The 20,002-nt window shown below is 44.2% G+C and carries 21 protein-coding genes and 1 riboswitch; of the genes, 4 read left to right on the top strand and 17 right to left on the bottom strand.

Features of this window, described 5'->3' with window-relative positions:
• Nucleotides 1-29: 29 nt before the first annotated feature.
• The gene (mgtE, locus tag BLT53_RS03425; protein ID WP_244520348.1) at nt 30-1,388 is read right to left on the bottom strand and encodes a magnesium transporter; all 1,359 of its coding nucleotides are present in this window, start codon (nt 1,386-1,388) and stop codon (nt 30-32) included.
• 131 nt (nt 1,389-1,519) lie between these two features.
• Nucleotides 1,520-1,609, top strand: a riboswitch (ZMP/ZTP riboswitch).
• A gap of 54 nt (nt 1,610-1,663) precedes the next feature.
• On the opposite strand from mgtE, the gene BLT53_RS03420 reads away from it, so the two are divergent.
• A complete protein-coding gene (locus BLT53_RS03420) occupies nt 1,664-2,512 on the top strand; it encodes a bifunctional 5,10-methylenetetrahydrofolate dehydrogenase/5,10-methenyltetrahydrofolate cyclohydrolase (protein ID WP_090232780.1) in 849 nt (282 codons plus the stop codon).
• 174 nt (nt 2,513-2,686) lie between these two features.
• On the opposite strand, the gene map is transcribed toward BLT53_RS03420, so the two are convergent.
• From map to BLT53_RS03375, 9 genes are all read right to left on the bottom strand, one after another.
• Entirely contained in the window at nt 2,687-3,433 is a 747-nt protein-coding gene (gene map / locus BLT53_RS03415; RefSeq protein WP_090232779.1) for a type I methionyl aminopeptidase, read from the bottom strand.
• 117 nt (nt 3,434-3,550) lie between these two features.
• A complete protein-coding gene (locus BLT53_RS03410; protein WP_090232777.1) occupies nt 3,551-4,153 on the bottom strand; it encodes a TVP38/TMEM64 family protein in 603 nt (200 codons plus the stop codon).
• 216 nt (nt 4,154-4,369) lie between these two features.
• Nucleotides 4,370-4,636 carry a pyridoxamine 5'-phosphate oxidase family protein gene (locus tag BLT53_RS03405; RefSeq protein ID WP_090232776.1) on the bottom strand — a complete coding sequence of 89 codons (267 nt, stop codon included), beginning with the start codon at nt 4,634-4,636 and terminating at the stop codon, nt 4,370-4,372.
• A gap of 15 nt (nt 4,637-4,651) precedes the next feature.
• On the bottom strand, nt 4,652-5,635 hold the full coding sequence (gene hpaD, locus BLT53_RS03400) for a 3,4-dihydroxyphenylacetate 2,3-dioxygenase (RefSeq protein WP_090232774.1): 984 nt from the start codon (nt 5,633-5,635) through the stop codon (nt 4,652-4,654).
• A gap of 11 nt (nt 5,636-5,646) precedes the next feature.
• Entirely contained in the window at nt 5,647-7,122 is a 1,476-nt protein-coding gene (gene hpaB / locus BLT53_RS03395; protein WP_090232773.1) for a 4-hydroxyphenylacetate 3-monooxygenase, oxygenase component, read from the bottom strand.
• A gap of 42 nt (nt 7,123-7,164) precedes the next feature.
• Nucleotides 7,165-8,679: a 5-carboxymethyl-2-hydroxymuconate semialdehyde dehydrogenase gene (gene hpaE / locus BLT53_RS03390; RefSeq protein ID WP_090232772.1), complete on the bottom strand. Its 1,515-nt coding sequence runs from the start codon at nt 8,677-8,679 to the stop codon at nt 7,165-7,167.
• Nucleotides 8,663-9,454, bottom strand: coding sequence for a fumarylacetoacetate hydrolase family protein (locus BLT53_RS03385; protein WP_090232770.1), 792 nt, complete (start codon nt 9,452-9,454; stop codon nt 8,663-8,665). The genes hpaE and BLT53_RS03385 overlap by 17 nt, the downstream gene beginning before the upstream one ends.
• A complete protein-coding gene (gene hpaI / locus BLT53_RS03380) occupies nt 9,454-10,353 on the bottom strand; it encodes a 2,4-dihydroxyhept-2-ene-1,7-dioic acid aldolase (RefSeq protein WP_244520460.1) in 900 nt (299 codons plus the stop codon). Before hpaI ends, BLT53_RS03385 begins: the two co-directional genes overlap by 1 nt.
• 75 nt (nt 10,354-10,428) lie before the next feature.
• On the bottom strand, nt 10,429-11,106 hold the full coding sequence (locus tag BLT53_RS03375; protein ID WP_090236677.1) for a GntR family transcriptional regulator: 678 nt from the start codon (nt 11,104-11,106) through the stop codon (nt 10,429-10,431).
• 267 nt (nt 11,107-11,373) lie between these two features.
• On the opposite strand from BLT53_RS03375, the gene cspD reads away from it, so the two are divergent.
• Entirely contained in the window at nt 11,374-11,574 is a 201-nt protein-coding gene (gene cspD / locus BLT53_RS03370; protein WP_061968810.1) for a cold-shock protein CspD, read from the top strand.
• Nucleotides 11,575-11,626: 52 nt separating this feature from the next.
• Here the strand turns inward: cspD and BLT53_RS03365 are convergent, their stop codons facing one another.
• Together BLT53_RS03365 and BLT53_RS03360 are read right to left on the bottom strand one after the other, a co-directional pair.
• Nucleotides 11,627-12,880: an ATP-binding protein gene (locus tag BLT53_RS03365; RefSeq protein WP_090232768.1), complete on the bottom strand. Its 1,254-nt coding sequence runs from the start codon at nt 12,878-12,880 to the stop codon at nt 11,627-11,629.
• Nucleotides 12,881-12,920: 40 nt separating this feature from the next.
• Entirely contained in the window at nt 12,921-13,133 is a 213-nt protein-coding gene (locus tag BLT53_RS03360; protein WP_090232766.1) for a hypothetical protein, read from the bottom strand.
• A 771-nt stretch (nt 13,134-13,904) separates the two neighbouring features.
• Between BLT53_RS03360 and BLT53_RS03355 the strand changes: the two genes are divergently transcribed.
• Complete coding sequence (locus tag BLT53_RS03355) at nt 13,905-14,246, top strand: hypothetical protein (protein WP_090232765.1); 342 nt, start codon at nt 13,905-13,907, stop codon at nt 14,244-14,246.
• A gap of 173 nt (nt 14,247-14,419) precedes the next feature.
• On the opposite strand, the gene BLT53_RS03350 is transcribed toward BLT53_RS03355, so the two are convergent.
• Nucleotides 14,420-15,658 (bottom strand): MDR family MFS transporter, encoded by a 1,239-nt coding sequence (locus BLT53_RS03350; protein ID WP_244520347.1) that lies wholly within the window; start codon nt 15,656-15,658, stop codon nt 14,420-14,422.
• A gap of 470 nt (nt 15,659-16,128) precedes the next feature.
• A complete protein-coding gene (locus BLT53_RS03345; protein WP_090232763.1) occupies nt 16,129-16,752 on the bottom strand; it encodes a DsbA family oxidoreductase in 624 nt (207 codons plus the stop codon).
• Nucleotides 16,753-16,960: 208 nt separating this feature from the next.
• Between BLT53_RS03345 and BLT53_RS03340 the strand changes: the two genes are divergently transcribed.
• Nucleotides 16,961-17,593 (top strand): deoxynucleoside kinase, encoded by a 633-nt coding sequence (locus BLT53_RS03340; protein WP_170834391.1) that lies wholly within the window; start codon nt 16,961-16,963, stop codon nt 17,591-17,593.
• A gap of 128 nt (nt 17,594-17,721) precedes the next feature.
• Here the strand turns inward: BLT53_RS03340 and BLT53_RS03335 are convergent, their stop codons facing one another.
• The 3 genes from BLT53_RS03335 to BLT53_RS03325 form a co-directional block, all read right to left on the bottom strand.
• On the bottom strand, nt 17,722-18,036 hold the full coding sequence (locus tag BLT53_RS03335) for a hypothetical protein (RefSeq protein ID WP_090232760.1): 315 nt from the start codon (nt 18,034-18,036) through the stop codon (nt 17,722-17,724).
• A gap of 99 nt (nt 18,037-18,135) precedes the next feature.
• Nucleotides 18,136-18,978 (bottom strand): TIGR03943 family putative permease subunit, encoded by an 843-nt coding sequence (locus BLT53_RS03330; RefSeq protein WP_090232759.1) that lies wholly within the window; start codon nt 18,976-18,978, stop codon nt 18,136-18,138.
• Nucleotides 18,979-18,992: 14 nt separating this feature from the next.
• The gene (locus BLT53_RS03325; RefSeq protein WP_090232757.1) at nt 18,993-19,880 is read right to left on the bottom strand and encodes a permease; all 888 of its coding nucleotides are present in this window, start codon (nt 19,878-19,880) and stop codon (nt 18,993-18,995) included.
• Nucleotides 19,881-20,002: the final 122 nt, after the last annotated feature.

The raw sequence follows: 20,002 nt of genomic DNA, 5'->3' as shown, positions 1-20,002 counted from the left end.
CATAAGAGACTGGGCGGCTGTTTGTTATTTTAGATTAAGTGTGAAATAAAAATTGATGCGGTACCAAAATACACGAGCAGCGAAAAAATATCATTAAGCGTGGTGATGAGCGGACCGGAAGCCACTGCCGGATCCACATTGAAACGGTACAACAAGAGCGGAATCAGCGTCCCTGCCAGCGTTCCGATAATTAAGGTCAAAAACAACGAGCTTCCAACCACCAAACCCAGTATGGCATTCCCCTGCCAAAAATAGGCGACAAGTGCAATGAGAATACCACAGGTGGCGCCGATGATCAGTCCCACACCCAGTTCCCTCAGGATGAGACGCAGCACCACTTTTTTATCAACATCATTCGAAACCAGTCCGCGGACAACGACAGCCAGCGATTGTGTGCCCGTATTTCCCGTCATCCCCGCAATCATCGGCATGAAAAAGGCAAGGGAAACCACTTTTGAAAGGGTACTCTCAAAGGCAGAAATAATGCTTCCGGAAATAATACCAATAAAAAGCAGCAGAATCAGCCATGGCAGCCGCCTATAGGACGCAACAAAGGCACTTGTATTAAAATCGATTGATTTACCGGAAGCGGAGAGCTTTTCGATGTCTTCGTTTGCTTCTTCGATTAAAACGTCAAGTACGTCATCCACTGTTACGATTCCTAAGAGCACATCATTTTCATCAACAACAGGGATGGCGATGAAATCATACCGTTCAATGGTCCTGGCCACTTCCTCCTGGTCCATGTCGGCAGGAACCGAAATGACACGGGTGAACATCACTTCTTCAATTTTGTCATTGATATCCGCAAGGAGAAGGTCCCGATAGGATACGACCCCTGCAAGCTGCTTGTCTTCGTTAATGACATACAAGTAATAAATATTCTCCGCAAAGCCCGCAAAAGTTTTCAATTTGTCAACCGCATCCCGTACAGTAAACATTTGCGGAATCCAAACAAAGCGGTTGGTCATAATCCCGCCGGCGCTATCGGCGGGATATTGCATGAGAGATTGAACCGTCCGGGATTCATCCGCCCTCATGGATGCAAGAAAATCCTGGATTTCATCAAACGAAAAGTTGCTCAGAAGGTCGGCCAGATCGTCATTTTCCATTTCGTTCATGATATGGGATGATCGCTCAATACCCAATTTGTGCAGAATTTCTACTTGGAGATCGCTGTCAAGCTCCTGAATAAGGGAGGCTAGCTGCCTCGTCGTCAGGAAGGTGAGAAATTTATGCCGGTGCTTCTCCGGCAGTGTTTTATAGACTTCCGCGACATCATATGGATGGAGTTCATCCATCAGTTCCTGAAACTCTTTTTTCCTCAGTTCTTTCAAACTTTTAATGACAAAAAGCAATATCTGATTTTCCGTCATTTCCTTGAACACGAATTCACCCCCTTTATTAATGCTCCTATTATATAAGAATCTCCAAGAAACTGCGAATGCAACATGATATTTTATCAAGATTTGCAGGGTTGAATCTTTTAGAAAACTTGGGGTATAATCTAAACAGAATAAAGAAAAGCAGCAACTGACGAGAGCGTGTGGAATTGACCACAAGGAAGCTGCAAGCATCACCTAAAAAGCCGTTCGTCTGGGCAGGGGTAAGGGATCAGTGTATCTATTCCTTGCCTCTTTTCTATTCTCAGGAGGTAAATAGAGTGGAAAACAAGCTAATACTCAATGGCACCCGTGTCGCAACCGATATCAAGGAACAATTGAAAGGAAGAGTGGAAGAGCTGACAAGCCGGGGCGTTATCCCTTGTCTGGCTACAGTTCTTGTCGGCGATGATCCGTCTTCGGCCACATACGTACGAATGAAAGGTAACGCCTGTGAAAAACTGGGCATCCTTTCCAAAAGGATTCATCTTCCTGCCGAAATTACAACAGAAGACCTGTTAAAAACCATTCATGAACTTAATGAGGATGAAGCGGTACATGGAATACTTCTTCAGCATCCGGTGCCTTCACACATTGATGAGAGGGCAGCCTTTGAAGCGATTGACATTGAAAAAGACGTGGATGGCGTGACAAGCTGGGGATTCGGACAAACATCATTCGGCTTTGGAAGCTATCCGTCCTGCACCCCTGCCGCCATTATGGCAATCTTGGATTACTATGATGTCCCGATTGAAGGAAAACACGCAGTTGTCGTGGGGAGAAGCCCCATCCTCGGAAAACCGGTTTCCATGCTTCTGCTAAACCGCAACGCTACCGTAACAACCTGCCATTCCCGCACACAAAACCTGCCGGAAATCGTTAAGCAGGCAGATATTGTTGTCGCTGCCGTTGGTAAGCCGAACTTTATTAAAGGCGACTGGATTAAACCAGGAGCCGTCGTCATGGATGCCGGCTACAATCCCGGTAACATCGGTGATGCAGATTATGAAGAATGTGAAAAGAATGCAGGTGCCATCACCCCGGTTCCAGGCGGAGTCGGTCCTGTGACCATCTCCATGCTGCTTAAGCACACCGTTGATGCAGCCGAAAAGAAACTAAATCAGCGATAAGAAGTAACAAAAGAGCCAGGCGCCCTTGCGCATGGCTCTTTTGTTGTGCCGTTTTTAGGTTTATATAACAGGTGCTTTGGCGGGTAAATGATAAATTTCAGCGGGTATTTGAATCAAAATGGCGGCTATTATACAAAGACATCTCCCAAAAGCCGCTTCTTTGCAAGAGCTCATTTACTGTGCCGTCAAAATAAGCGGGCCATCCTTCGTAATGGCCAGAGTATGCTCATATTGTGTGGACAGAGAACCGTCAAACGTCCTTGCTGTCCAGCCGTCCTCATCAATTTTCACATATCGTTTACCGGTGTTTAACATCGGTTCAATCGTCAGCACCATGCCCTCTTTTAGCATTGGGCCGGTTCCTTTCGGGCCAGCATGAGGGACTTGAGGGTCTTCGTGCATTGACCGGCCGATGCCGTGGCCGATAAATTCACGCACTACCGATAGCCCCTCACTTTCAGCATATTGCTGAATCGCATGTGAAATATCGCCGATCCGATTTCCGATCACTGCCTGCTCAATACCGAGGTATAAGGATTTCTCTGTAACCTCCAACAGATGCCGAGCTTTTTCTGAAACTTCACCCACTGTGTATGACCATGCCGAGTCTGCAAGCCAACCGTTCAGGTTTACAACCATATCAATCGTAACGATATCTCCCGACTTCAGTTTTTTCTTATTCGGAAAACCGTGGCAAATGACATCATTTACAGACGCACATGTAGCGAACGGATATCCCTGATAGCCCTTCTGCTCGGGAGTTGCTCCATTCTTCTTTAAAAACCGTTCCACAAACGCATCGATTTCCAACGTTGACATCCCAGGTTTGATGATTTTTTTGATCTCCTTGTGGCACTCCGCCAAAAGGGTTCCTGCCTCGTTCATTTTTTCAATTTCTCTTTTTGACTTATAAATAATCATGTGTTTTCCTTTCCATCTTGCATTATAAGTAGGTTAACTTACTATATTCTTTGTTTCTCCATTTGTTCCCCTGATTGAATGTTGAAAAACAGCGCCAGGCGCAAATCAATGATTGATTTACGCCTGGTGGCTTTGTTTCATTCTTGATTCCACGACCTTGCCTCCAAGCCAGAGAACAAGGATGCCAAATACCGCAAGTCCCAGTTTTAAAGGATTTTTTATTACATCCAAAAAGTCATAGCCGATAAAAGATATAATTGCGATCATCACCAATTTTCCAAGGGTCACCGCAAGCATGAACGTCTTTTGATTAACTCTTGACAACCCTGCTATCACATTGATCAAGGCAGAAGGGGTAAACGGAAAACAATAGATGAGAAAAAGGGTTCCAAATCCATGTCGTTCCATCCAGCCCAGCAGCTTCGCAATCTTATGATGCCTCGTGACAAAGTGAAGGAATCGTTTTTGTCCGAATTTTCGTACAAGAAAAAAGACGACCAGTGACCCGAGCACCGCTCCCAGCCACGATAATAGCGCCCCCAGCCAAAACCCATAGGCTGCTGCATTACCAGCTACGATAATGAAAAGCGGCAATACGGGTATGATCGCCTCCAACAAGGGGAGAAGCACACCGGGCAAAAAACCTAAATCCCGGTATTGCTCTAAAAAGTGCAGAATGTTTTCTTGCGTTAAATACGATTTCCACTCACTCCAGTTCATAGCCCGGTCTCCCTTCTATATAGCATCATAATTTCCATTTCAGCTTATTTTAATCCCATGGCGGTTCTCTTTATATGTCGCCAAAATTAGACAGACTTTTCAACTAGTTTATCATATTTACGCCATTCGTCCTAGTAACACATACCTGCAGAGCCTTGTCGTCCTCACAAAAAAACTCCCCAAAATGGGGAGTTTTTTTATGGGTCCATTAATGCCTTATAAACCTTTAATGGAATAGACGCTTTCAAGCCCTACAACTGTTAAAACGACCTGGGGATTGGCTTTAATATTGGCAATGATTCTGGAATTGGTTGTCACCGAAAACCGGATTCTTTTTTCGTCACAGCTTTTTACCCAGGAGATTGCCGAAACACCAGGGGCCTTTGAATCGGCTTCCACCGTTCCCAGCAGAACGAGTTTTTCCCCTTGTAAAAACTCAAAAAGCTCATTTGAGAGTTGTACAGGTACGTCCATTTTCGCCATGTTATTTGCTCCTTATCATGTGACAAAATCAGGTTTTTGCTGTGCCAGAACCGCTTTTGATTGGGCGACTGGCTTCCCGGATACGGAATCAATAAATTCAGTGGCTTCCGAAAACCAGCTGTCTGGCGCTTTATGGCCCCAAAAGGTCTGGCGTCTCGGATCGTTAATGTCCCATTTCACCGGCTCAAAATCGGGATCACATGTCAGATAATCACCGTTGTACAGCTCAATACGATTCCCATCCGGGTCCCGGATGTACAAGAAGAAGGCATTGGAAAGCCCATGGCGGCCTGGTCCTCTCTCAATGCAATCCGCATGCCCCATACTCGCCAGAACATCGCAAGCATGGATCAGGCTCATCGGATCGGACAGCCAAAAACCAATGTGATGTAACCGGGGTCCTTCTCCATTCATAAATGCAACATCATGGACGGAGGGTTTTCTGTGCAGCCAGGCGGCCCAAATACTGTCATCTGCAGTCGCGGTATATTCGGAACAGCGGAATCCCAGTTCATCATTGTAAAAGGCCACTGTTTTCCCAACATCAGGCACCATGCAGTTTACATGATCGATCCTTTGCATCCTGGCACCTTTATATAAATCATATTTCTGCAGGCACCGTTCCACCGTTTCCATTTTCGCAAAAAATTCCAACGGTATTCCGTCCGGGTCAGCCGCTTTGAGCGTACGGCCAAGGGCTTTCTGAGCACCCGCTTCTTCCCATTCCGTATAAAGTGCCTTCTTTTTGAAAAGTCTTTCAACTTTCTCAAGGTCATCCTCATGCCAAACCTTGTACCCGATGGAATGGACACCTGGTTTCTCCGCTTTTTTTAACACGAGACAATGATGGCAATGTTCTTCCAATCCTCTTAAATAAATGTGCTGGTCATCACTTTCTGTTTCAATAAAGCCAAGCGCGTTGACATAAAAATCACGCGAGTTACTTAAATCCGTAACATTCATGACCACCCTGGCCACACGAAGAATATTAAAATCCATGACACGCCTCCTTAAATCCCGGCATAATTGTGGTCAGACGTTTTCACTCGGTTCAGAAACTCCTGAACCATTTCTTTGTATGGTTCCTTGTTGAACCCATCATAGTAGATGTTTGACATTCTCGCCGGGTCTCCAAAGAAATAATATTCATAAAGGGCCTGCCTGCCGCCGAACGAGCTCATGCACACATCCCAGGCGAGACGGAAAAGCTGGACACGCTCATAGCCATTGATATTTGCTCCCTGCGTATATCGATGCACAAGTTCTCCGATATCATCTGCCTGAAAATCAGCTTCCGTCGGAATTCCCATCAAGCCGGATGCTCCCAGGATACGGACGATCTCTACCATACGCTGATACATTTTCGGGAACCAGTTTCTTGCCGCATTGAGCGGTGCAAAGTCCGGCGTCATGTTTCCGTAGGCATCAAGAGAAGCATTTTGCTCGGCGCGGAACATATGGGATCTCATCGTTTCAAGGATCAGCATTACTTCTGAAGCTTTTTCCTTTACGTGAGGAAAAACATCTATGCCAATCGCGTCCATAATATTGAGAATGATGCCGAGAACAAATTCAGTTTTGACCGTATTCTTTGCCACCACCTGATGGGCCATATGCACAATTGCATTGGTTTCCACATAGGTCCGGTTGCAAATATCGGAACTTCCCCCAACGAAAACGCGCTCCCAGGGAACAAGGACATTATCAAAAACGACGATGGCATCGCTTTCTTCGAAACGCGAGCTTAATGGATGATCCCATTGATTCCGACCCTGATCAAAGGATTCACGGCACAAGAATTTCAACCCTTCCGTATTGTTCGGAATGGCAAATGCCATGGCATAAGGATCATCTTCCGAAGCCGCTTTATTGAGAGTAGAAGGAAATACCACAATTTCATCCGTCACACCGCCAAGCGTGGCCAACAGACGGGCACCCTTCACGACAATACCATCCTTGTTCTTTTCTACGATTCTTGCAGAAAGGTAGGGATCCTTTTGCTCGGACTGCTTTTTCGAGCGGTTGGTTTGTGGATGAATGAGTGTATGAGTAAGACTTACATCATTTTCACGGCAATAGTGGTAATAGTTTCTGGCGTTTTCCGCAAACATGGGATCTCCCTGGGCGAAGAAAGAGTCTGCGGTTCCAAACGCCATGACACTCGTATTGAGGTAATCGGGTGTTCTGCCCATCATTCCGCCGGTATACCGCGCCCATTCTGTGAACATCCCGCGCCGTGCAATCAAATCATCCTTTGTTTTTGGTGCAATGAAAGACAGGCCAACCTTTTCCCCTGTCGTATCCGAGGTATAGAGCATTTTATCTTCTTTTTCATACTGGAGATCGAACAGGTTCGCGATAGATCGTACAACATTTCGTAAAGCAGGATGTTCGGTTACGTCGCTCACCCGTTTTCCATGAATCCACACATTGTTGTTTGCCGCTTTCAAACCATTTATATATTGTTCTCCCGTGCGTGCAGGCAATGTCGTTCCCTCCTTTAATCATAGTTTGCTGACTTTCTGTTTTCATGCCTTTGTATGGATTGAAGATGCTTTGTTCTTTTTGCCAAACTGCTGAATGTGATGATCTCCCACGGCCACATGGACAACCTTCATTTCCGTGTAAAATTCAAAGGCATAATGGCCGCCCTCTCTCCCGATCCCGGATGCTTTGGAACCTCCAAATGGAATACGGAGATCACGAACATTTTGGGAATTCACCCACAACATACCCGCTTCCACCGCTCCTGCTACACGGTGGCCTCTTTTCATGTCATTGGTCCACACGTAGCCCGCAAGTCCATATTGAACATCGTTGGCAAGCTCAATGACTTCTTCTTCCGTTTGGAACGTCATAACAGTCAGAACCGGGCCGAATATCTCTTCCTGTGCCACCTTCATGTCGTTTCTCACATTCAATAAAAGGGTGGGTGGAACAAAATTGCCGTTGGAAAGATGCTCCGGAATCTGCCCGCTGTAAACTTCACATCCTTCCTGAGAAGCGATGGTTAAGTATCGTTTGACGTTTTCAAAATGATCTCTGTGAATGAGCGGGCCGACCTCTGTATCCGCATGAGACGGATCACCCACAATAATATTTCCCACCCGTTCCTTGAGAGCTGCTATAAACCTCTCACTTATGGATTCATGGACAAAGAGCCGGGAATTGGCGGTACACCTCTCCCCATTAAATGAAAAGATCCCCCATACACAAGCATCCAGGGCGCGGTCAAACTCGCAATCTTCAAAAACAATAATCGGTGATTTGCCGCCGAGCTCCATTGAGTACCGCTTTAAAGAGTCGGCTCCATTCCGCATAATCTCGGATCCTGTTTTCGTCTCACCGGTAAATGAAATGAGCTGCACATCCGGATGAGCTACCAATGCGGCTCCGGCCTCTTCCCCAAAACCATGTACAATATTGAAGACCCCTTGCGGAAGACCGGCCTCATGGATGATTTCACCCAATTTATGGGCGGTAAGCGGGGACCATTCCGCCGGCTTGAGCACAACAGTATTCCCCGTTGCCAAGGCAGGAGCAACTTTCCACGTTTCCAGCATAAAAGGCGCATTCCATGGGGTGATCAGGCCTGCAACCCCTACTGGTTTTTGCCTAGTGTAATTAATGAACTCATCGTCAACATGATAGGCCTCACCCGTCATCCGGTTTTTAACCATTTCCGCATAAAACCTGAAATTATCCGCAGCCCTTCCTACCATTTTTTTTGTCTGAGAGATAGGCAATCCCGTATCCAGCGATTCCAGTTTGGCCACTTGGTCAATATCACGGTCAATCAAATCTGCAATCTTATAGATGTATTTCAGTCTCTCATTAAGTTTGAATGTGCCCCATTCTCCCTTCTTAAAGGCTGTTTTCGCTGCAAGAACGGCTGCATTGACATCTTCTTTCATCCCTTGTGAGACCTGATTTAATTCCTCATTGGAATAAGGACTGATATTGGCAAATGTCTCACCGGATAACGACATAACAAACTCTCCATTAATATAATGCGGCACCGGATTCTTAAGATTGCTGTTCATGAACCGCACCTCCTGACGGCGTGTTCCTGCTTCGTCCATCAAGAATCTTGTTTTCCAGACTGCCTAGGTAATCAATCTCCAGACGTACCGTGTCCCCCGGATGAACATGAGAGATGCCTTTCGGTGTCCCCGTCCAGATCACATCATTTTTCTCAAGCGTCATAAAAGAAGAAATAAATTCAATAAGCTCGGCAATACCGTAAATCAAGTCCCTTGTGTTTCCCTGCTGCCGCAATTCACCGTTGACATACGTACGCAGCTCCAGGTTATTCACATCAGGAATATCTTCCGCATCCACAAAATACGGTCCAAGCGGTCCAAACGTGTCATGCCCTTTGGCACGGACCGGCGGACGGTACATGTTGTTGACAAAGTCACGGACGGTTATATCATTCGCGATCGTGTAACCGCTTACAAAATTAAATGCATCATTTGCTTTAATGTTTCTTCCCTCTTTGCCGATTACCACTGCCAACTCATTTTCGTAATGCATGTAGGTTGCTCCATCTGGATAGTAAACAGGAGCTTTGTGGCCGACCAAAGAACTATTCGGCTTGATAAAAAGGACCGGCTCAGCAGGTTTTTCCAATCCGAGTTCATCGGCGTGATCCGCATAGTTCAGTGCCAACCCGATCATTTTATTCGGCATAAATGGAGGCAGCCATGCCTTTGCATCGTTCATGGCAATCACGCGGCCACAGTTCAGCAACAGCTGATCGTCCTGAACCATTGCCGTTCGTTCACGCCCTTCAAAAATTATGCGTGCATGCTTCATTACGATTCACTCCCTACTTGGTTTAACAGTCCGTAGCTGTTTAATACAGTGCGTATCTCTTCCTGTATGCTCTGTGATGGCACATCCATCGGCAGCCTGAGCCTTGGTTTAATTTTCCCCATCATGCCAAGGGCAGCTTTTACCGGCGCCGGATTGGTATCTCTGAACAGAACATCATTCAGTGGCATCAATTCATAATGCAGCTGCATGGCTTCCTCCACGTTCCCGGCTTCCCAGGCATTATAGACCTCGGCCACTTTCCCTGGAAGGACATTAGCTGTTGCGCTGATATAGCCTTTGCCGCCAATGGCCAGCATCGGATAGCAGAGCAGCTCAATTCCGGAGAAAAGAAGAAAATCTCTTCCACAGTTTAATAGCACACGATTAACATGTTCAAAGTCTTTATTGGATTCCTTTACCCCGATAATATTCGGGCAATCTTCATTCAACCGGGCCAGTGTTTTCGCTTCCAGATTAACACCTGTTCTTCCCGGGATGTTGTACACAATAAGCGGAATGTCCACAGCCTCCGCCACCGCTTTAAAATGCTTGAACAAGGCGTGCTGGGACGGTTTATTGTAATAAGGGACGATGACCATTGCGGCGTCTGCACCCATCTCTTGGGCGGCTTTTGTTAAATGAAGTGTCTCCAGATGGTTGGTTGATCCTGTACCAGGTACAAAAGGCACTCTTCCGGCAACTGCAGAGATTGCCGTTTCCATTACCTGCTCCCGTTCTTCCAGCGTTAAAGAACTTGGCTCCCCCGTGGTTCCCGTAACCGAGATTCCATGGCTGCCACTGTCAATATGCCAGTTGACCAGCTCTCTTAAGGTTTCGAGATCCACACTGTCATCCTCGGTAAAAGGAGTAATCACAGGGGCAATCGACCCCTTCAGCATTTGCTTTGTTTCTTCAAAGTGATTTACACTCACCTTCATCTCTCCTTTGACTTTATTCAATCCAGCTTTTCCCTTTTATGTGTAATTTCTTAGCTCCCTGTCGTTCTTTTCTTCCAGGAACGCCTGCACGGTGTTCAGCTTATGCGTTCGCACATATGCTTCAATTTCTTCAAAGGATCTGGCGCCTCTCAGCATATCAATGATTACTTCATGTTCCTCAATCGACTTTTTTGCACGGGCCGGTTTCGTTGCTGCTCCCATCTTCCTCACCCGGTCCAGGCGATTCCAGGTGGATTTAATGTTTTCGGTCAAAAAGTGATTATTGCAATATTGATACGTTAAACTGTGGAATTCCCTGTTGCAATTGCCAAACATCAGAAAATCAAAATCATTGAGAGCTTCTTTCATCCGTTCGTTAATTTCGGTAAGCTCATTAATCCTGTCCGCAGGAAAATGCTGTGCTGAAATGGCGGTTGCAAAACCTTCGAGCACGGCTAGCACGGAAAGTGTCTCCAAATACTCTTTTTCGTTAAATGGAGTAACAATCGCACCACTGTATGGTTTGAAATGAATCAGACCATCTGCCTCAAGATTTCGAATGGCTTCCCGTACGGGGATGGCGCTTGTTCGGAGCTCCCTCGCCAGCTGATCAATCACAATTTTGTATCCTGGTGGATAACGCCCATCGAGAATCCTTGATTTTATGACTTTGTACGCGTATTGTTGCTTACTAATTTTGGAATTATTTTTCATAATACTATGATAATTCAGAATCATATATGATTTCAACATATTTTTTTATAAATCGTATATGATTTGAAATAAAGACCTGTCCTGAATGGCGGACTGGGCAAATATTTTAATTTTTCTGATAAAACTTCTTGCTCCTACAACTTTTCTATGATATAGTAATTCCAACCATTTAGACTTTGATTACATATTCAGTATCTTTGTAGTAAATGTTTGAAAGGTTCTATGGTAATAAAAAGGCACAGGGTGCAAAGTTTTAGGAGGCTAGGAATGCAAACAGGTAAGGTAAAATGGTTCAATGCAGAAAAAGGATTTGGTTTTATTGAAGTTGAGGGCGGAGATGACGTATTTGTTCACTTCTCTGCGATTCAATCCGAGGGCTTCAAAACATTAGAAGAAGGCCAGGAAGTTGAATTTGAAATTGTCGATGGCGCTCGCGGACCGCAAGCTGCTAACGTTGTAAAAAGATAACCCATAAATAAAAGGACCTGCGTCACGCCGGTCCTTTTTTATTTATATAGAATTATGCGGGGAAAATAATTTTAAAATGTGTACCATTACCCACTTCACTGGCCGCCTCAATCCGTCCGTTCATTTCCGCCGTCATGCGGTAGCTGGCCATTAATCCTAAACCAGTCCCGGTTGATTTTGTCGAAAAGAACGGGTTGCCAAGCATTCGCAGCTGTTCTCTGCCCATGCCAACTCCAGTATCCGATATACGTATAATAATCTCCCCGTTACCCTTTTCTGCGGACATGGTAACTACCCCGCCTTCAGGTGTAGCTTCGATTGCATTTTTTATAATATTCATTAAGATCTGTTTTAATTTCCCCTGATCTCCGATAACATGAACCTCTTCTTCTCCTTTTTGCACCAGCTCCACGCCCTTTAATAAAGCAAAAGGATACATCACTCCCTTTAAAGAGGACAGTAATTCGGTTATATTCAGCCGATCGATCTTTGACGTATTCGTTTTAACAAGTGATAAATAATCGGAAATAATAGTTTGAGCCCTGTCGATCTCTTCAATCATCATACTTAAAAATATCTTTTTTTCTTCCGGTATGTATTTTTCCTTTTGAAAAATTTGCATGAAGCCCCTTGCCACCGCCATCGGATTTCGAACCTCATGGGTTACTGAAGCGGCAAGCTGCCCGACGGAATGAAGCATCTCTGACTGCTGTAGCTGAAGATTCAATGCGTGTCTGATCCTTTCAATCAAGGAGACAACAGCAATAGCCGCACCTGCCTGCAGCACTGGGTAAAAGGTATAGACGGCTGTTTTTGCCGTATTCCATTTCACCCCTCCAGTCGGATAAAGATAAATATAAAGAAAGATCAGGTTTGATACCGTAATTCCAAATAAAATGAATGAAACTCTTAAAAGTTTTTTCCGGATCGGAAGCCTGTGAAACGTTTGATGCTGAGCAAAAAACACCCATCCGGTCACCAATGCAAAAAAGACGGCAGTCACCGAACCCTCCCCACCAAGATAGAGTCTGTAAATGATGAGCAATGCTGCCGTCATGCATCCTGGTACAATTCCACCATACAAAAAACTGATGGTCAGCGGGACATAGCGCAAGTCGAAAAAAATACCGTCTGCAAAGGGAATAGGGAAACTCATACAGACAAGGATGACACCTGCATTGATGATGTTAAATAGAAATGAAGCCTTGGGCCATTTGACATCGGAGTTTTTTTCAAACAATACAAATTGCAAGGCAATAAGCGGAACGAGGATGACCAATAAATTAATGATCATATGTTCTATCATCTATCTATTCCTCCCTCCAGTCCTATTTAGTTATATTTCTTCAGATTTCTCCATTTCCCTTCTCTTTTTTGACAAACTTTGCACATTCATCGTAATCCTTCCTTACTTCATTGTAGCAAAGAATCATAAGCAGAAGACCGCTCACGAAAGAAATAAAGTAAAAACCAAAATTTGCACCAGGAATGAAATAGAAGCCAAGAAAACAAATTATGGCCAGGAACGCCAACAAGTGGAATAACCAGGAATTCAGCATAAAGCCTCTCCCCCATATGACTTTTTAACAGTTTATTCTTCCGCTCTTTTCCTGTGTTTGTCTTTTTATTTATCAGATTGTCTTTGATTAAAATGCATGATTTTTTTTAAAATCTCATTCTTATCCTGTTCACTGAACAAGCCCAGATGATGAAGAAATATAGTATAGCTCTCCACTCTTTTCAATGGGTTAAAATGACTCCAATTCATTATCTTTGCCCTTTCTTTCCTCAGGGAAACTTTTTTTATTGTAATAAACATCTTATGCAAAGGTAAGAAACGTGGACACACTATTTCACTATTAAGATATTTCCTGTGCCAAATTTCAAGATTTCAAATATCGGGACTTGTGGAATTGAACCGCTGTACAGTGAAACCCGCTGTATCATACACCTCCCGGGAAACAATGTTTTTATGCGGCGCTTCACCTTCCCGATCGAACCGGCAGATTCAATCCCTAAATTGGAATTACCATACGATTTTGTCGACCTGCAAAGAAAGGACACAGGAGGCTGGCCAGTCATGAATGAGCAATTATTCCTTTTATAACAACAAAAAAGCCGTTCTCACGGCTTTTTTCAGGTACAGACAAAGGATGAAATTCGGTTTGTATCCATGCCAAAGTAATTCCATCTAAAACCATTCCACCGGTACCCTGCGATCGAGCGAAAGCCAGCAAAAGTCAGCCATGCCCAAAATCCGTGACCATTATTTAGCCAGATGAATACATACCGGAACAAACATGGCCGTATTGCTCCAGGATCTACAGCAAATGTCCCCGCCTGCCCCGACAGTGATGACGGCGATGCTTGCGGTACAAAAGTCGGCGGTGGTCCTGGTGGAAAGCTTCCTGCTTGCTGGCCGCCGAGACCGGGTGGCGGTCCAGGCGGGAAGGCCCCCTGGCCCTGCTGCTGACCATGATGTGGTCCTGGTGGAAAGCTTCCCGGGAATTGCCGCCTTCCCTGGCTCCCCGGAAACTGAAACTGTCTGCTATTCAAAGTCTCATCTCCCTTTTGTGTACTACCCTACATCCTATGTCCTCCTGTCCATTGTGTATAGGCAACGGGCTACGTTTGAAAGAAAGTTGGTCGCAGGTTTGTTCACTCTTCCATAAGGGGTAAAGAAGTATACAAAAGGAGGGATCGCATGTCTCGTATAAAAAGCGGAATAAAAGGTGCAGTTGTTGCCTTACTAATTAGAGAAGGAAAAAGAAGAGTCCTTCCTTACGTCATAAAAAGGATCAAAAACCGACACAGGTGAAGTGACCCCAATGAGGGTCACTTCTTTTTATGTCGTCTCAAACGTAGAATGGTTGTCACTGCCCACAGCTTTGTTTTTCACTTTCTGCCCGATCTGAAAAAGGGGCAGCGCAAGAAGAGAGAGTAGGCTCAGGCATCCAAACACATAGAATCCATGTGTAAAACCGAACGACTTGAGCAGCAATCCCCCAATCCAGGGTCCTGCGCTGAAACCAATGGAGCGAAACGACATGGCCCCAAAATAGGAACCACGCATATGATCGGGAGCCAAATCATCCAGAAGAACATCGCTGACCACGAATACGATAATCTCCCCAAGAGTTAAGATCACCATGGAAACAACAAGGAATATCCAATTCGATGAAAGACCGAATCCCAGAAGGGCCAGACTAAAGGCTCCGCTTCCAATCCGCAGGGCAAACATTGGGTCAAATCTCTTCACATAGCTGGTAACGGGATACTGAAGTACCAAAACGGTAACAGCATTGGTGACAATAAGATAGGAAAACAACGTGACTCCATGGTGAAATAACGGAGAGCTTCCCATATATTGTGCAAGTGTGGAATCCATTTGTGCCTGTGCCATGAGCACCACAATGTTCCCGAGCAAGAAATACAGCAGCACTTTGTCGCGGCTGATCACATAAGCCGCCATTTTTAATGTTAGTTTCTTTTCCAGCTGTGGCTGGAGACTGTTTTTATATTTTTTCATTAATAGCATTACCACAAGGGCATATAGAAAATAGACAGCTGCCGTAATATAAAAGGTCGTCATTGAGCTTGAACTGCCAAGATAGGTCCCCGTAACTGGGCCTAGAGCCGCCCCTGCATTAATCGCAAAATAACGGGCATTGAACACACTCAACCGGTTTTCCTTTGTGGTCACATCTGCCAGCAAAGCTCTGGAAATCGGCTCAAACCATGACCGGCACAGACCGTTTAATGAGTTCAAAACGAAAAAGCTCCAAACGGTATCAGCCACTGCAAAACCGGCAAAGACCGCACTCCATATAAAGATGGCGATAATCATTACTGGAAAGCGTCCAATCCGGTCGGATAAATAGCCACCGATAAAACCGCCAAACGTCCCGGTCAGCGCGCTGATGCCAATAATCAAGCCGATGGTCTCCGGCTCCATTCCTTTTTCCCTGTGAAGGAAAATGGCCAAAAAAGGCATCGTCATAAAAAAAGCCGCTCTTGAAAAAAAGGTTCCCATAATAATCGTAGTTACTACTGGATGCCAATGGCGAAAGAATTTATTCTTCATTTATCATACCCCATGTCCCTATTTGTTAACTGCTCTCTCTTTTTAATTTATCACGACTTCCATTCCTTACCTATCTTTAATTTCTCTTATAAATAGTGAAACCTTTTTGCGCATCCTACGTCTAATAGAGTGTAACCCCCCTTTTTTAAATAGAACATAAAAAAAGCCCCTGACCATGGCTTTTTTTATGTTTTCAAAAAAGCGAAGGGTTTTTTTATGTTTTCAAAAAAGCAAAGGGTTTTTTTATGTTCCAAAAAAACATTAGGCTTTTTTATCTTCTTCAAAAAAGCAAAGGGCTTTTTTTTCTTCTTCAAAAAAGCAAAGGCTTTGATGCTTATCAAAAAAATCACATAATCAAGTCTCTCTATTTCAGGTTTGATATATTGTACTCATCCCTATCAACCCCCTTTTTCATCGTAGAATGAAAAAAAAGAGCTTCGCAGGCCATACCTGCAAAGCTCTTTTTACGTTTAATAGCACTCATCGCCTTCACAAAAATGCATCTTTTCGTCTCTGATTCCGCATCGAATAGCTTTTTCGACCGCTTTCTGAGGATAAAGCCCTTTTAACCTCCGCTCACCGATGACCATGGTTGGAGCTGCGGTAATATTTTCAGCTTTAATTTCTTCCCGTATTTCGTTCAATTTACGATCATACTCGTCAGAATCCAAAACAGAACGAAATGAATCTTGATTGAGTCCAGATTGTTCTGCAATCTCTGTCAGAATGTCTTTAGAGCCGATATCCTTTCCTTCTTCAAAGAAAGCTGTAAAAACACGTTTTACATAATCTTGTGCTCTGCCTTGTTCTTTTGCATAAATGTACCCTTGAAGGGCCAAATGTGTATACGGTAAGGACGTTGCTTCAGGATGCTTGATCGTGATCCCCAATTCTTTCGCATAGGGGAGAACGGAAGACTCCCAGCTTTCTTTCACATCTTTCCATTCTTTTGTTGGCGAAGGAAATGGGTGCAGTTCCAATGGAACCCACTCTAATTCAACGTCCTTGCCTTCCGCGGCGCTCTGAATCACAGATTCCGCAAGATAGCAGTATGGGCATGTAAAATCAGAGTATACTTTAAGTTTCACAGTCATTTGACACACCTTCCTCGCGATAATCGGAAAGGGATTACCCTGTCCTTATTCATATAATAGCAGAGCTCTCAACAGAAATGTACTATTCAGCTTGAGGTAAAAGTGATATATTTAGAAGGTCTTTGCCCATATAGCACTATATATTGATAAAGATAATTACATACATATATACACAGTATCAAACAGGGGGAAAATTGTAGTGATTTTAATGGCAGGAATGATAGGAACAGGCAAAACTACCTTTGCCGAGCTGATCAGCTCTGGGCTGGGAAGTGAGATATATTATGAAAGTGTGGGAGACAACCCCATTTTGCCTGATTATTATGTGAATCCAAAGCGGTGGGCATTCCCTCTGCAGATCTATTTTTTGAATACCCGTTTTAAAACGATTCGGCAGGCATCTAAAGCACAGGACAACGTGCTTGACCGCAGTCTCTATGAAGACCTGATTTTTGCCGAATTGAATCATGAAGCCGGAAATATGAGCAAGCTGGAATTTGAAACGTATAAAGACTTGCTTGAAACGCTTATGCAGGAATGTGCACCATCACCTGACGTGCGACCTGATCTTTTAATCTATCTGGACAGTGACCTTCCGACCGCTTTATCCCGCATCAAAAACCGCGGACGTGACTATGAGCAGGTTGAAAATCATCCTGAGCTTTTCGACTATTATAAGACCTTGCACGGAAAGTATCAGGAATGGATCAAACACTATACGAAAACGCCGGTTTTGATTATAGACAGCACGAAATACGACGTGCATGATCCACAGGATGCCGAGAAGGTCCTCAGTCAGGTTAAGGAAAAACTGCTCTCGCTTGAACCGGTAGCCGTTTGATCCGAAGAATGAATAATCAGCTGCTTCTTTAAACATATTTCAATTGCTGTTATCGTAATCATTTAAGCAGCTTATTTCTTTTATACGTCAAGTAAAAGCGGTTCTGTCGTACAGAGCCGCTTTTTTCCTTAATCAAGAATTCTCATGGATTCTATATGTTCCCGTGTTAATGGCTGTCCGTGATCATGTATAAATTGGTAAATGTCTTTTAATGCCTGGTCATAACGGTGATTGTCCAGATCGTTGTGATAAGGAACGTAAGGAACATGAGATCGCCAAAACGTACCCCTCGCAGCTTCATCACATGCCCTGAATAATTTGGTAAGACGATTTACCTCTTCACTCGTTGCTTCGATTTCAAACTCAAAACTGGAGACCGTTTTGTCTGAATGAACTTCTCCTGTTTCCACGTTCACATAATACGGCTGCTTTTCCAGAATCATCACTCCCGCTTTTTCTTTTTATCATGTTTCACTTCCAACAAAAACATGCATTGTCATAAGTCCCTGCTAAACAAAAAAGCAGACCCTATAGGATCTGCTTTAATTATTCCCCCGGTATACATATTGCTCTTTTGGAGCGGAAGTTTTTTTCCATGATTGAACCTTTACATACGGAATATTTGTTTTAAACGGCTGATAATAGATCTCTGATATCTTGCCTTTTACCGTAATCCAGTCATCATTTTTAAGCTTCACGCCATCCGGCATCTCCACCATCATTCCAAATACGCCCGAATCAGCCACACAATGGATAATGCCAAACCGAAAGACAAAGAGCTGGTTCTTTTTCGTATCCGGATCATTGTACACAAAACCTTTAAACGAGATGGTTTTATCTTCAAAATCCCCCGTATAGTTATAGATGGTTTCCATTCCTTTAAGAAAGTTCGTATCATTCAAGGCAAGGATATCATATTTCGAATACTTCTTTTTTTCCTTCCTCATCAGCTTGTCATAAGCATCCTGGCCATAATATACACTGGTGTCCGGACGCAGAAACTGATTTTGTGCATAGGGATCCCCTTTGGACTCCTGATTGACCGGAAAATGAAAACCCTTTGCTTTTACAATATTTGAATCCATGGTGGCGACTGGAAGAAAGATACCGGTAATGACCGGAAAAGCAAAAACGGCATACACAAACAATTTTTTATACCAAGTATCCTCAACCGAATGATCATGGTCGCAATGATCACAGCTATGGCCCCCTTCGTCTTCCTTCATGGCATTCCGAAATTGCACGATGGTCAAAAGTGCCAGTGCGAACATAACGCTGAATGAAAGATACGAATATTTCATATTAATGTACTTACTTATATTTCCGGTCGCATGAAGCTGCATAATCAAAAAAGTAAATCCCATTAACAGGCATCCCCGCATCATAACACTACACCTCCTTAGAACAGCAACGAATATAAAAATACTACAACAGACAGTGAAACAACTGTAATGAGCACCAGCTTTGTTTTAAATGCCGAGAGCATCATCAATAAATTTTTCATATCAAGCATCGGACCGAATACAAGAAAAGCAACGATTGATCCTGTGGAAAAGGTACTTCTGAAGGAAGACGCAATGAACGCATCAGCCTCTGAACAAAGAGATAAAACAAACGCAAGGCCCATCATAACGAGTGACGAGGAAGCCTGTCCCTGGCCAATGGCAAGAAGGGTTGAGGTTTTCACATATGTTTGGACCGCTGCGGCAATCAGTGAACCGATCACAAGGTATTTCCCCATGGAGAAGAATTCTTCAACCGCATGATTCAGTGTTTCTCCGAGTTTTTGTTTAATGGAAAGCTTTTTATGCGTGTGATGGTGATGTTCTGCTGTAATCTTCAGTCCATCTCCCTTATAAAAGAAAGCGAGAATCAAACCAACTACAACGGAAACTACAGCAGCTCCGCCGGCACGGTATAAGGGCATGGACCAGTTGCTTCCAAAAGCAACGTAGGTCGAAAAGAGAACAACAGGATTGATGATTGGACCTGTCAGCATAAAAGCAACTCCGGCGTAAATAGGCACCCCTTTTTGAACAAGACGCCTTACAATCGGCACGATTCCGCATTCACACGCCGGGAAAAGGGCGCCAAGAAAAGAAGCGAACAATACGGCAAGAACCGGATTTTTCGGCATGATTCTTGCCACCAGTTCCTCTGATACAAAGATTTGGATGATACCGGCAATAAAAACCCCAAGTACCACAAAGGGCAATGCTTCTATTAGTATGGATATAAAAATGGTATTCATCTGCAAAAAAGATTGCGGCAATGATAAAAAGAGCATAGCTTGCCTCCTGGATGATAAACTACTGCAGTAACTATACGGCAATATGGACAAGTCGTCCATATTTTTTCGTACGGAAATTGACGCGTTCCATTATAGCAATCCTCCTGATTGAACAGGAG

This window comes from Fictibacillus solisalsi (assembly GCF_900103485.1).
Classification (GTDB): Bacteria; Bacillota; Bacilli; order Bacillales; family Fictibacillaceae; genus Fictibacillus_C; species Fictibacillus_C solisalsi.
This window is presented reverse-complemented; position numbering and strand designations above follow the sequence as displayed.